The sequence below is a fragment of the Paenibacillus sp. PAMC21692 genome (genome assembly GCF_014303795.1).
In the GTDB taxonomy this organism is placed as follows: domain Bacteria; phylum Bacillota; class Bacilli; order Paenibacillales; family Paenibacillaceae; genus Pristimantibacillus; species Pristimantibacillus agaridevorans.
In genome coordinates, this window is record NZ_CP060293.1 from 1412501 (window position 1) to 1425717 (window position 13217).

9 protein-coding genes and 2 rRNA genes (1 of these 11 cut by a window edge) are annotated in these 13217 nt (G+C 55.8%); 7 read left to right on the top strand and 4 right to left on the bottom strand.

Annotated features, from left to right (window positions below):
- Positions 1–448: ribosomal RNA gene (locus H7F31_RS05655) — 23S ribosomal RNA — on the top strand; it begins 2485 nt to the left of the window's first position.
- Between the two features lie 87 nt (positions 449–535).
- Positions 536–652 (top strand): 5S ribosomal RNA (gene rrf / locus H7F31_RS05660).
- Between the two features lie 300 nt (positions 653–952).
- On the opposite strand, the gene H7F31_RS05665 is transcribed toward rrf, so the two are convergent.
- From H7F31_RS05665 to H7F31_RS05680, 4 genes are all read right to left on the bottom strand, one after another.
- Positions 953–1432, bottom strand: coding sequence for a hypothetical protein (locus H7F31_RS05665; protein ID WP_187103376.1), 480 nt, complete (start codon positions 1430–1432; stop codon positions 953–955).
- 188 nt (positions 1433–1620) lie between these two features.
- Positions 1621–3756: a helix-turn-helix transcriptional regulator gene (locus H7F31_RS05670; protein WP_187103377.1), complete on the bottom strand. Its 2136-nt coding sequence runs from the start codon at positions 3754–3756 to the stop codon at positions 1621–1623.
- 175 nt (positions 3757–3931) lie between these two features.
- Positions 3932–7483, bottom strand: coding sequence for an NEAT domain-containing protein (locus H7F31_RS05675; RefSeq protein ID WP_187103378.1), 3552 nt, complete (start codon positions 7481–7483; stop codon positions 3932–3934).
- Positions 7484–7577: 94 nt separating this feature from the next.
- The gene (locus H7F31_RS05680; RefSeq protein ID WP_187103379.1) at positions 7578–7952 is read right to left on the bottom strand and encodes a hypothetical protein; all 375 of its coding nucleotides are present in this window, start codon (positions 7950–7952) and stop codon (positions 7578–7580) included.
- Positions 7953–8555: 603 nt separating this feature from the next.
- On the opposite strand from H7F31_RS05680, the gene H7F31_RS05685 reads away from it, so the two are divergent.
- The 5 genes from H7F31_RS05685 (at position 8556) to isdE (ending at position 13213) form a co-directional block, all read left to right on the top strand.
- Positions 8556–9458 carry an ABC transporter substrate-binding protein gene (locus H7F31_RS05685; protein ID WP_397374659.1) on the top strand — a complete coding sequence of 301 codons (903 nt, stop codon included), beginning with the start codon at positions 8556–8558 and terminating at the stop codon, positions 9456–9458.
- The gene (locus tag H7F31_RS05690) at positions 9455–10453 is read left to right on the top strand and encodes a FecCD family ABC transporter permease (protein ID WP_187103380.1); all 999 of its coding nucleotides are present in this window, start codon (positions 9455–9457) and stop codon (positions 10451–10453) included. The genes H7F31_RS05685 and H7F31_RS05690 overlap by 4 nt, the downstream gene beginning before the upstream one ends.
- Before the next feature lie 101 nt (positions 10454–10554).
- Positions 10555–10887, top strand: coding sequence for a heme oxygenase (gene isdG / locus H7F31_RS05695; RefSeq protein ID WP_187103381.1), 333 nt, complete (start codon positions 10555–10557; stop codon positions 10885–10887).
- Between the two features lie 186 nt (positions 10888–11073).
- Complete coding sequence (gene isdC / locus H7F31_RS05700) at positions 11074–12213, top strand: heme uptake protein IsdC (RefSeq protein WP_261800319.1); 1140 nt, start codon at positions 11074–11076, stop codon at positions 12211–12213.
- A gap of 43 nt (positions 12214–12256) precedes the next feature.
- On the top strand, positions 12257–13213 hold the full coding sequence (gene isdE / locus H7F31_RS05705) for a heme ABC transporter substrate-binding protein IsdE (protein ID WP_187103382.1): 957 nt from the start codon (positions 12257–12259) through the stop codon (positions 13211–13213).
- Positions 13214–13217 lie beyond the last annotated feature (4 nt).

Below are 13217 nucleotides of genomic sequence, written 5' to 3' on the forward strand. Positions count from 1 at the left end.
GGGGATAACAGGCTTATCTCCCCCAAGAGTCCACATCGACGGGGAGGTTTGGCACCTCGATGTCGGCTCATCGCATCCTGGGGCTGAAGTAGGTCCCAAGGGTTGGGCTGTTCGCCCATTAAAGCGGTACGCGAGCTGGGTTCAGAACGTCGTGAGACAGTTCGGTCCCTATCTGTCGCGGGCGTAGGAAATTTGAGAGGAGCTGTCCTTAGTACGAGAGGACCGGGATGGACGTACCGCTGGTGTACCAGTTGTTCCGCCAGGAGCACCGCTGGGTAGCCAAGTACGGACGGGATAAGCGCTGAAAGCATCTAAGCGTGAAGCCCCCCTCAAGATGAGATTTCCCAGTATGTAAGACCCCTTGAAGACGACGAGGTTGATAGGTTCGGGGTGGAAGCACAGCAATGTGTGGAGCTGACGAATACTAATCGGTCGAGGGCTTATCCTAATCGCTTACTTGGTCATACAACCGGTAAGCAAGCTAAAGATTCAGCACACTTTCGTATCCAGTTTTCAGCGTGCAATCCACGCTACGTTTGGTGGCGATGGCGGAGGGGAACCACGCGTTCCCATACCGAACACGACCGTTAAGCCCTCCAGCGCCGATGGTACTTGGACCGCAGGGTCCTGGGAGAGTAGGACGTCGCCAAGCACAAAACGACCTGCCGCAGATTAATGCGGCAGGTTTTTTGTGCGTTCAGGGACGGTTGGATGGAGGCTGTGCCTATCCAACCGTCCCTGGGCGACGTTCCTCTCCCTAGTGGGGAGAGTGTCTGAACCCTCTGATCGAAGCAATTCGATGATGTTGGCCCGGCTTTAGAGGTAGGTTCAGACGCCGACCGGGATGCGATTGCTTCGAAGCTAATTCACTCCCGGTGCGGAATGGACATCGCCAAGCAACGGTTGTCGCTCACGCCGACAACCTGCCAACTGAACAAACCAATTACTGCGACTACGTCGGCGACACCGACATACTGCCTCCAAAATCCATGATTACTCGAAAATAAGTCGGTGAGACCGATTTACTGAGCTCCCAAAGCACCATTTCCCACAAATAAGTCGGCGACAGCGACTTACTGAGCTCCAACCGCACCATTTCTCTTAAATAAGTCGGTGAGACCGACGTATTTCGCACCAACCGCATCATTTTCCGCAAATAAGTCGGCGCCACCGACATACTGAGCACCAACCGCATCATTTTCCGCAAATAAGTCGGCGCCACCGACATACTGAGCACCAACCGCATCATTTTCCGCAAATAAGTCGGCGCCACCGACATACTGAGCACCAACCGCATCATTTTCCGCAAATAAGTCGGCGACAGCGACTTACTGAGCACCAACCGCACCATTTCTCTTAAATAAGTCGGTGAGACCGACGTATTTCGCACCAATCGCATCATTTCCCGAAAATAAGTCGACCACACCGACATACTGAGCACCAACCGCACCAATTTTCGCAAATAAGTCGGCGCTATCGACTTACAAGCTCCGAAGTAACCTCACCATCGGTGCGGAAACGACATCACCAAGCAGAAGTTGCCACTCACGCCGACAATCAGTCAACTAATCACAGTCGTTACTTTATAACCTGTCATGCGCATTCTGCAACAGCCCGCTCCTACTCCAACAGCCGCTTGAGCAGTTGGGTTCGATTGGAGGTGCTGAACTTTTCCATCATGGATTTCAAGTGTTTTTTGACGGTGACCTCGCTCAGATAGAGGGACTTGGCAATCTCCGCGTTGGTGCAGCCCTGCTCCAACAAGAGCGCGACTTCCTTCTCGCGAGGCGTCAGCTCCGGACGGTTCATGATTCGTTCCGCATTGGATAACGGCTTTGTGGCAGCTTCTACCGTCGCCGAAGGCATATTCGGCCCTGAATCTTCGAGCGTTGCTGCTGCGGATGAGGAGTGGAAAGCCGATTCCGGATCCCCGTCCGGCTCGATCAGATGCGCTTGCCCGGTCATGCGGAGCATATGATGTATGTAGCTGATCGCGTTGCCGCCCTGACGGTCCATGACAAAGGTAACGGCTTCCCGTTCCTCGTCGTAGCCGTAATGGTTGGCGTTATCCGCAATGGAGAAGCCCAGACTCTTATGCGACTCCACGAAATAGACGGTTGGCGCCGGCGATTCGATCAGCAGCTCCCCCGTGAAAATAAGATCGTGCAGCAGGTGGCCCATTGCCGTCTGCTGTGAAACGTCGCCTAGATCGGAAGTATCGATCGTCTCGATAAACCATCCCGCCCGCGTATGCGGCGCGGCCTTCAATCGGCTGCGCATTTCCGGGGACAAGCTTCCGAAGTAAGGCTTCGAACGTGGGGCTTGCTCCAGATAGGGGAGCGTATCCTGATTTATCGGGATAATGACGGCGAAGCCGATAATGGACCCGGTGCTGTCCCTCATCAGTCGTACTACGTCGTACCCAAGACCGAACAAGGCGTCAAAATCGATATGTCGTACCGTATAGCGGCTTTCCTTGGCCGTCAGTGGGAAGGAGAAGCGCTGGTTGGAAGAAGGATCGTACATATCGATAAGACTATCCTTGGCTTCCGCGATTCGTAACTCGACATACCTTTTCAATTCGTCCTTATGCTCGGCCTGCGCCGTCTCGAAGTGGGGAGGAGACAGCTCAAACCAGTTCATGAAAGCGCGAATGAGCGCATCCCCGATATAGTTCATGAGCTCGATGGCTTCCCGATGCTCGCCGGCATCCCCTTTGTTCCGGGCATCCAGCCATCTGAGGTAATGATACCGAAGGGCGCTCGCGCGAAGCTGCTCGTAGTGTATGGGCGTACGGGACAGCATCTCGCGGCTCACAAGCTCCCTCATCAAGCTATGTACGGCCCAGCCTTGATCTACCTTGCGGATGAAGGAGAATCGAATAAGCTGATAAAATTCCGTCGCGCTCATCTCCCGATTCAGCACAAAGGACAAGCTCTCCTGATTGAAGCGGCGAAGCACGCACGCTGCTTCGATTAATGGTCGGAGATGTTCGCCCGGCACCTCGCGAAGCCACTCGTTTACGATATAGGCAAGCGTCTCGTAGCCTCCCGGCTCCGCTTCGTCGAAGCTGCCGCTGTTCTCTTGCGAGAGCAGGAGCGCCATTAAGGACATCGTCAGCGGGTGGCCTCGCGAATAGCGCCAGATTTGTTGAATGGCCTGCGGATCGCGCACATGCATGGATTCGGCGAAGCTGGTAACGGCGGATAAATCAAGATCCGACAGGGGCATTCGCGTCACATACCTTCTCCAATAGGAGGAGAGAAGCCATGCCTCCGATAACGCGTATCGTCCCGCCAGCACGACGAGAATACTTCCACTGAGCCTCTTCAGGAAGTAGTCCCTCAGCCACTGATCCATGCTCTCCATACGTTCGTAAGCATCGATAAACAAACAAATTCGTCTCTCGCCGGAAAGCTCTCCAAGCGCTGCGATACAGGACTCCGGCAAGTTGGCATCCGCCCGGTCGTAATGCTGCCGCGGGTCAATGGCGCCCAGTATGCGAAGACAGAACGCCTCCGGGGTTTTCACGAATCCTTCGCTGTCCATCATTAGACAGAGATCGCCATGTGCGGAGGCCACTCGCTGGAATTCGTCCAGCAGGCTGCTCTTGCCGATGCCGGCGGTACCATAGATGCTTATCAATTGTAAGGATGCGGCAGTCGATTCCCGACATTTGACGAACTGCGCAATCTCCCGTTCCCTTCCGACCAGCGTATCGCTGGCCCACTCCCCGTCTTGCTCAATCGTAATCATTCGATCTCACGCTTCCCTATCTCCGAATACTATCTGTTTCTATTCTACTCCACGCAAGGTAACCCATCAATGAGTGAAAGCGATAGAAGTATTATTGCGGCGAAGCGTATCTTTTCGGAAAAATAGCAGCCCCGGATGCCTATTCGCATCCCGGAGCTGCTATTTCGAATGGAGACTATTCCAAATGATCGAGCAGACGGATAATCAACGTCAGAGCTTCCGCTCGAGTAGCCGTAGCGTTAGGGTCGAACCGATTGCCGTCCTTCCCTTGGATCAAGCCGGCCGCGACAGCCGCCGCGACTTCCTTCTGGGCCCATGCCGGTACGGATTCGGCATCGTTGAAGGAGAGCGAAGCGTCTTCTTCCAGCTTAAGTCCCGCCGCGCGGGAGATTATAACCGCTAGCTGAGCGCGAGTTAACTGACCGCCGGATCGGAACGTGGCGTCCTCGAAGCCGCCGATCAGACCGGCGGTGACGACGCGCGCAGCATGCGACTGAGCCCAAGCCGGAATGCTGCCGAAGTCTTGCAGCGCGTCACCATCGCCTTCGCCTTCCAGACCCAGCGCTCGGCTGATCATGACGGCGAATTCGCCGCGCGTCACGATGTTGTCGGGACGGAAGCTGCCGTCGGAGAAACCGTTCACGATGCCGAGCTTAACGGCTTGCTCAATAGTTGATTTGGCCCAATGGTTCGTTGTGTCCGGGAATTTAATAATCGGAGTCCCGTTCCCTTCTTCCTCCGAAGATTCTTCCTCGCCGGGCTCTTCCTCTGGGTCAGGGTCATTCTTGCCGTCGTCAGGCTTAGGTCCGCCGCTGCCAGTACCTGAAGGTTCCAGCCCTGGGGGCAAGCCTCCGTTGCCGCTGCCCCCTGGAGGTGTGGTCTGGTCGCCGGCACTTCTGGCAGAGGATTCATTAAATTTGAAATCTACGTCGTATTGCTCGTCATAGATAAATCCTGGAATCGTGCTGCTTAGATCCCAATAGATGGACACCCATCCGGGAATTTTGCCGGACAGATCCGACAGCGAGAAGGTGACGACGCGCGTATTCGTGCCCGAGTCTGTTCCGGAGCCGCCGCCGCTGCTGCCGTTCAGCGTGAAACCCGTAATTTCCTTACTCTGTTTTAAGGTGAAGGAAACGGTTTTGTTGCCTCCGGCAACCTTGACCAGAGCCGTGGTGAACACGTATTGGTTCATGACCGAGACGCTTTCGCTTCCTTTTTTGAGAACCGTGAAGTCCACTAAGTAATTGCCATCGGCAGGGTATTGAGGGCCCTGGTTGCCCGGATTGCTCGGGTTAGTCGGATTGCCCGGTCCGTTGCCTCCTACATACGAAGCCTGGAATGTTTCATAAGCACGTTGCAAAGTCTGATAGGCGGATAACGTCTGCGCGCTAGACGATGGGATCCGGACGGCCTCTTTACCGGCTACCGCAATCGCCGCCAAGAAGGAAGTTTTGGCGAATTCAGGATATTGTCCCGGAGCAGTGCCGACGACCGCAGCGCCGTGAGCCTTCTTGGCCTCATCTATTAGCGTGTACAATGCGGAGTTATCTACATTGTTGAAGTTCAAGCGGATGGTATGCGTGCGATCATACTGTTGTGCGGGTACGACGGTACGAACCTGAGCTTCGATTAAATTCGACGATTGGGTGAGATCAAACGAAACCGTACGCGTGTTAGCGCTCCTATCTTCGCTGACCAGCTCTGCATCCGCAAAGCTATTGCCAGATTTGATTCTAAATTCAGGCACGGAGGAGCTGTCCTTAATCGTGAGAATCAACTTGCGGGTCGATTCGTCCACGTAAGTGACGACGGCCGGTTTTTGGAAGTAACTCTCCATAATCGAGAATTCCTCTCCCGACGCATGCGCGATGCTGAATTGCAGGCTCTGCGTCTCTCCCGCCCTAAATTGCTCCACAGCCTCGTTTAGCGTGTTCGACGCTGTCAGAATTGCCGGTCTGGGTGCAGCCAACCAACCCCCTGTCTCTTTGGAGAATGCAATGGCGTCGCCCAGTTTGTCAATTAACGACTGGGGATATTGCCCGATGGCATTGCCGGGCGCGGCGCTCTCCAGCAACGATTCGGCCTCGGCAATCTGGGCTAAAAGCGCTTTATGCTGAGCGGCGTTAAAACTAATGAATATTTCCCTCGGCGTGACGCCGGGAACTTCGCTTATCGTGTTGTTGGCGAAGACCATCGGATATTTCAACTTGATAATGCCTTGCCAATGCATATCCGTTTGAGGCGTAGTATTGTTATGGACTCGAATTTTGGCCTGATAAGTAAATTGATTGCCGTTCGTCTCCGCGATAACCTGTTTGGCCGGCGAACTGGAGTAGCTTTTGTTATACAATCCAGTCGTCGCGTTAAGCGACGGTTGCGCGATAACCCGCGGGGTAAAGACGATGTCGTCGTCCGGATTATCGATAAACGTAATATTGGCAAATGATTCATAATATCCTGCCTGCTGAAGAACGGTCGCGGTATCGCCGATCTCCGGAGCATAAATCGATTGAGAGACCGTATCCGGCGTTAGGGCGTCAAGCACATAGATATCAACGTTTGAGGCTGCGAACTGGCGCTTTGCAATTTCGCTCCAGTTGTACGCAGCGAGTTTATTCGCGTACATGGCGCTAACCATGCTCTGCGTAGCCAGAGGGTCGTTAAGCAGGGTGGTAGCCGCCTCTACATTGTTTCGTACTTTCTTGCTTAGGCCGAGCAACTCGCCGTCCTCATATTGAATATCGGGGAAGTCCGTCGGATATTCGTTCACGGAGAACGCTGCGCCGACTGTGCCTGATGCAGGCTTCCCGCCCTCGGCGAATCCAGCGTCCTTCGGGTCGGTGGCCAGCCAAGCCTCCGCTCCGGCGATCCAGGCCGACAACGAAGCCCGGTTAACGACGATACGCGCAGACTCGTAGGTTTTGATTGCCTCATCGGCAATGTTATATGCTGCGATTAGCAGATTGGGGTTACTTGGCGATCCCGACACAATGGACTCGGCAAGTGCCAGGTCCTCGATCAGCTTCTGTCTTGCGGCTGCCGGGTACGTTCCGTCTATTTGTCCTTCAGTCGTACTGTCATGCAGGTTTTTACCGGCAGTTACCCGCGCTTGGAAAAGTTCAAGCGTCACGTCCGGATTACTGCCATCGCCACCGCCGTTATCGCCGCCGCCGGGCAGCGGAGACAAGTCGACGCCGGTAAGATCAAGCTCGAGCTGGGCGTTATACCAATGATTGTAGTTGGTAGGCAGACCATAGATGTTGTTGATATCGTTAATATGCATTAAGATGTCTTGTTTGGTATACACATCCGTGATGTCCAATTGAATGACGATCTTGCCGTCTACGGGTGTTCCCTTGACGACGACCGGCGCGTAACCGTCCGATCCGCTCACCGTCTCTCCTGTACCGCTGTCTGTAATAACGGCCTTTGGGGCACCCTCTTGGCGCGTGCCGAAGAAAGCGAATGTCGAATAGTTGGCCTCCGTGACCTGATGTTCGAATATAGCTTTGCCATTGCGAATAATTAATTTGGCGCCATCCTTCACGACAAAGCTGTCGGCGGCGGATGTGACTGTGGTACCGTCCTTTACATAACGGAATGAAATGGGGAATTCACCGTCCCGAACCGCGGTGGCAGCCGAAACGGGCACAATATGTACTGCCGACAACAGCAAAGCGAATGCGAGAAGCAAAACGAGCGTTTTTCTCATCGATAGTGTCACAACAATATCTCCCTTGGTTTAAATTTAAACAGGAAGCGGCCGCGCGGCCGCTTCCTTCGTTCATGAGGGAACCGTCAAGGCCCCGGCGGAGCTATTAAAGCCAGACGAGCGTAAGGTTGTAGACCATATTGTGAGGTCCGGCAACAACTTTCAGTTCTAGCGGAATGTCGGCCGACGCGCTGCCAGGGAAGACGAATGTCGTCAGATTCGTGCCGGTATCGTAGGAACCGTAATAAACCGTGCTGCCGACTTTGATTTCAGGGAAGTAGTTGCCAGTCAGCTTGATCGTCACTTGCCCCCCCGTCACATCGGCAGGTCCGGAGATATAGGAGCTGGAGTGGGAGTGATAGCTGCCGCCGTAATGGAATTCGTAACTTTCGGTTGCGGCAAAGGCGGACGCCGCCATAGCCAGAACCAGTGCCATTGCCATAAGAGTCAACATCAACGATTTTTTGAACATTTTAGTCATTTTTACAAACACTCCTTCGAATTGGTTTTTTGTTTTTTGACTTGCGTTCTTGCGATCGAATCCGTCATCCTTCTGCCAACCATGGTGTCCCGTTACGTTCTTGTAGGCGTTCGCCCTCCTCTCGACGGGTCTGGCTTTCTGTTACGAATAGAAAACGCCATATGTAGTTAATGATTATCATTCTCAATGATGTCGCAAAAAAATATGGCTTCTTCGGCCAACCCAAATTTTTACTGCATCACGAATATTACTCCTGCATTATGAACGCAGTATGAACTTTAGATTACATTTCTTCCAGGCTCTCCATTGATGGGCCGATGAGTGCATGATTCCCGCCAACTTCGGAGTGAAAAGGGCGCGGAATGTCCTTCCGACAAAACTGTAATCTGAAGTTCACGCTCCGTTCACATTGCGGAAGTAAAATCCTCGTGAAGCGTTAATGATAATCTCTCTCAAAAAGAGGGCGGCGCGGAGGTTGGAGGGTAACTGGCATTGGAAGCAGTCAGAAGAGTTATCGATACAATGAGAAATGCGGGTGCAAAGCGGCAGGAGCGAGAACAGGCTCATACGTGGAGCAGGCCGCTCCTGATCATCGCAGCCTCAATGACGGCAGCCGGATTACTGGCGGGCTGCAGCGCGGGAGCGGCAAGCGGGGGAGAGCAGACGGGGAGAATAGCCGTCACCGACTTCGCCGATCGGAAGGTAACGTTTCAAGCGGCCCCGAGCCGGATCGTCGCGTTGGGCAACGGCGAGGTGGATATCGTCTACGCGCTGGGCGCATCCGTGGTCGGCAGACCGGTAGATAACGGCGGACTGCTAAAGGAGCAAGTAGCGGACGTGCCCGTCGTCGGCTCCGTCCACACGGTCGATCTGGAGAAGATCGCGTCGCTGAAGCCGGATGTCGTGCTCGGCAATTATCCCATTAACAGCAACGACGTCCCCCTGCTGGAGAGCATAGGGTCGAAGATCGTGTTGACGCAAGGCAATTCGATTGCGGATATTAAGCAACAAATACAGCTGTTCGGCAAGCTGCTTGAGCGGGAGGGGAAGGCGGCCGAGCTGATTGCGAAGCTGGACGGAGAGCTGGCGGAACTGAGCGCCGCGACCTCCGAGAACGCTCCGCGCGTGCTGATGGTATACGGCGCGCCGGGTACATACCTGGCCGCGCTGCCGAACTCGCTGGCCGGCAACCTGCTGGAGACGGCGGGGGGACGCAATATGGCAGCGGAATTTCCGCGGCTGCAGAATTACCCGCAGTACGCCCAGCTCAACACGGAGCGAGTGGTGGAAGCAAGTCCCGATGTGATCATGATCATGACGCACGGCAATTCGGAAGAGGTGCAGAAGGGTTTCGTTCGCGAGATGGAAGGGAATCCGGCATGGAACTCGCTCGCAGCCGTTCGGGAAGGACGCATTCACGTGCTTCCGGCGGAGCTGTTCGGTACCAATCCCGGTACGCGGGTGCCGGAAGCCGTTAAGCTGTTGACGGAGCTGCTCGCGCCATGAACGTGAAGGAGAGGAATAATCGAAGGCGCTGGATGGCCATTGGCGCGGGCCCTCTGCTTATTCTATCGATGCTGTACGGCATCGGAAGCGGATCGGCGTCGATCTCGCCGGCGGAGATTTGGCTCACCTTGTTCGGAGCGGGGGATACCGCCCACGAATCGATTATTTGGAATCTGCGCCTTCCGCGCGTGCTGATCGGTTTGCTCGTCGGCGCGTGCCTCGCCGCTTCGGGGGCGCTGTTGCAAGGCGTCATGCGGAATCCGCTCGCGGATCCCGGCATTGTCGGCGTGTCGGCGGGCGGCGGGGTAGCGGCGGTTATCGCGTTAGTTCTCTTCCCGCAGTTCGCTTATCTGCTGCCGGGCTTCGCCTTCGCGGGAGCGCTGGTCTCGTCCCTGATCATCTACTTGTTGGCCTGGGACGGAAGCAGCTCGCCCGTTAAGATCGTGCTGGCCGGCATCGCGGTGAACGCGCTGCTGGGCGGCGTGATGAACGGCATCATGGTGCTGAACAGCGATCGCATTCAGAGCGTCATCCCGTGGCTCTCGGGAAGCTTGAGCGGCAGAAGCTGGCCGCATCTGCAATTCATGCTGCCTTACGCGGCAGTGGGCCTGCTGCTGGTGCCGTTCGCGGCGAAGACGACGAATTTGCTTATGCTTGGCGACCAATCGGCATCGTCATTAGGCCAGCATGTCGAGCGGCAGCGCTTCCTGATCGTCGCATTGGCGTCCTTGCTGGCGGGCGCAGCGGTTAGCGTCGCCGGACTGGTGGGCTTCGTGGGGCTGATCGTGCCGCATGCCGTGCGGCTGCTCATCGGCGAGGACTACCGATTTCTCCTGCCGTATTCCGTCGTCGGCGGCGCCGCGATCATGGTCATTGCCGACACGGCGGCTAGAAGCTGGTTCGATCCGCTGGAGCTGCCGGCTGGTATTTTGCTCGCATGTATAGGAGCGCCGTTTTTCCTGATGCTGCTCAAGAAGAGGAGGCTGATCCGATAGACGACCGTCACTTGGGCGCTGGCCACGGTCGGCATCAGCCATAACTTGCAAGCCGCTAATTTGAAATAATGCCAATACAACAATATAGGGAGGAATTGACAATGGTTATTGTTACGAACGTATCGCAAATTACGAAGGGCAACGGAGTGAAGCTGATCGAACGCTTCAACAAGGTGGGCAAGGTTGAAGGGATGAAGGGTTTCCTGGGTCTCGAAGTCATGCTGACGGAGAACACGAAGGAGTATGACGAGGTGACGGTGAGCACGCGCTGGGAGAGCAAGGAAGACTTCCAGGGATGGACGCGCAGCGAGGCGTTCCGCGAATCCCATTCCCACCGGGAGACTCCGGAATACATCATCTCCAACAAGATTGCCTTCTATGACGTGAAGATCGTGCGGAACCCGCTCCCCGAGGCCGAAGCCCAGGGCGCGTAAGACGATGGCGAATGGGCTTCCGGGAGTCGACTGTCGGCTTCTGAAGCCCTTTTGCATGGAATCGGGGCAAGAAAATAATTAGAGGCAAGGGTTGACAGCGAATTCAAATAATTGGTAGGATATTTAGTGATAATAATTATCATTATCATATATATTATTTTTATATATGGAAGGGACGGGAATGCGTTGACAACAAAGGCAAAGATTAGCGGCCTGCTGGCTGCATTATGGATAACGCTGCTGGCATGGCCGGCAAGCATGATGGCCGCGGGAGATCTGGCGGACGGTACATATACGGCGGATTATCTCATCTTGAAGGCGGAGAACGATTCCGTCTCCATGGCGAACGACTATTGGGAAAAGCCTGCCACGGTCACGATCAAGGACGGCAAAGCGACGGTAAGAGTGACGATCAACCATAGCTTCTGGGTGACGGAGTTCAAGGTACCGGGAAGCGGCGGGGCGTTCGTGAATACGAAGGTCGTCAGCTCCAACAAAAAAGCGGATACGAGGCTGGTGGAATTCCCGGCGGACATTACGAAGCCGATTCTCTCCAAAATCCACGTAACCGTTGAGGAAATCGATTATGACCACGATTATACGATCCGATTCGTGTTCGACCACGACAGCTTCAAGCTGGTAAAAGGCGCAGCTCCGGCGCAGACGGCGGCGACAAAGCCTTCGAATGCGGCGACAACGAAGCCGACTGCAACGGCAGAGCCGGCAACCGTGCCGGCAGCGAAGCCGACTACTACTGAGCCGATTGCAACGGCGGAACCGGCGCAAAGCAACGGGCTTACTGGCAGCGGGTCCGGTTCGAGCGGGCAATCGGCAACGGGCGTCAAGCTTGCGAGCGGGTCTTCCGCCGCGGCACAGCCAGCGGCAGCGCCGACGGATAGCGACTCGGCTGTTGAGCCTCCCCCTTCGGCAACGGCAACAACGGCTGCTGGAGAAGGCGGCACAGAGGAGTCGTCGGCTTCGCCTGCGTCAGGGCGAGACGACACGGATAGCGGCGAGAACGGTGAAGGAGCAGCCGAGCAGGGAGCCGGAGCTGCGGAAGTTGAAGAATCTGCCGCAGAAGGGGACTTACAGTCGAAGGGCGGCGATGCGACGGAAAGCGGCGACAAGGCAGGAGACGGCGACGTGCAGCTGGCCGACGGCGATGTGCCGGGGGGCGAAGCCGTGACGGCGCTTGCGGCCGGAGAGACAACGGAGGCGCCGGTCGAAGAGAAGGGCGGAAGCGGGCTGGTCTGGTGGACGCCGATCGCGGCGGTGCTCGTTCTGGGAGCTGGGGCGTTCTTTATTTGGAAGCGGAAGGTTCGTTAATACAAAAGGGAACGGGAATAAGCCAAATAGGGGGATTGAATACATGTTGAGAAGAAGCGGCAAGCTGGCAGCGGCGGCATGGATCGCGCTGTGCCTGCTTGTAGCGGCAGGCTGCGGCAACGCGCAGGGGCCTGCGGGCGGCGCAGCAACTCAGGCTCCGGGCGTAAAGGAGTCGGCGGCTCCGAGCGCTTCCTCGCCGGAAGCCGCGGAGCCGCCGGCGGAACATCGGATCGTATCGACGACCGTGGCGATTACGCAAATTATGGATCTGCTGGAGATAGATCTGATTGGTATCCCGAAAAGCGTGAAGACGCTGCCGGAGAGGTACGACGAGGTGACGAAGGTCGGCAATCCGATGAGTCCGGACATGGAGCTGGTGAAGTCGCTTAAGCCAACCGAAGTGTTGTCGGTCACGACGCTGCAATACGATCTGGAGCCCGTGTTCGACAATGCGGGCATCGACGCGACCTTCCTGGACTTGACCAGCCTGGAGCGGATGCAGGCGGAAATAGTGATGCTAGGCGAGAAATATGGCAAGCAAGACAAGGCCGCCGCGATCGTGGACGAATACGATGCGACGCTGGAGAAGATCCGCGAGGCGACGAAGGGCAAGGAGAAGCCAAAGGTGCTTATCCTTCTCGGCGTACCGGGAAGTTATCTCGTGGCGACGGAGCATTCCTATATCGGCGACCTGGTCAGACTGCTCGGCGGCGTCAATATCGTGCAGGGCGAGAAGGTGGAGTTTCTGGCCTCCAACACGGAATACCTTCACCAATCCAATCCCGATGTCATTCTGCGCGCCGCGCATGGCATGCCGGAAGAGGTTGTAAAGATGTTCGACGAGGAGTTTAAGAAAAACGATATCTGGCATCACTTCAAGGCGGTGCAAAATGACCGGGTCTATGATCTGCCGGAGCCGCTCTTCGGCACCACGGGGAATTTGGCGGTCGGCGAGGCGCTGGAGGCGCTGCTGCCGATGCTGTATCCCGACGAACCGTAGAGGA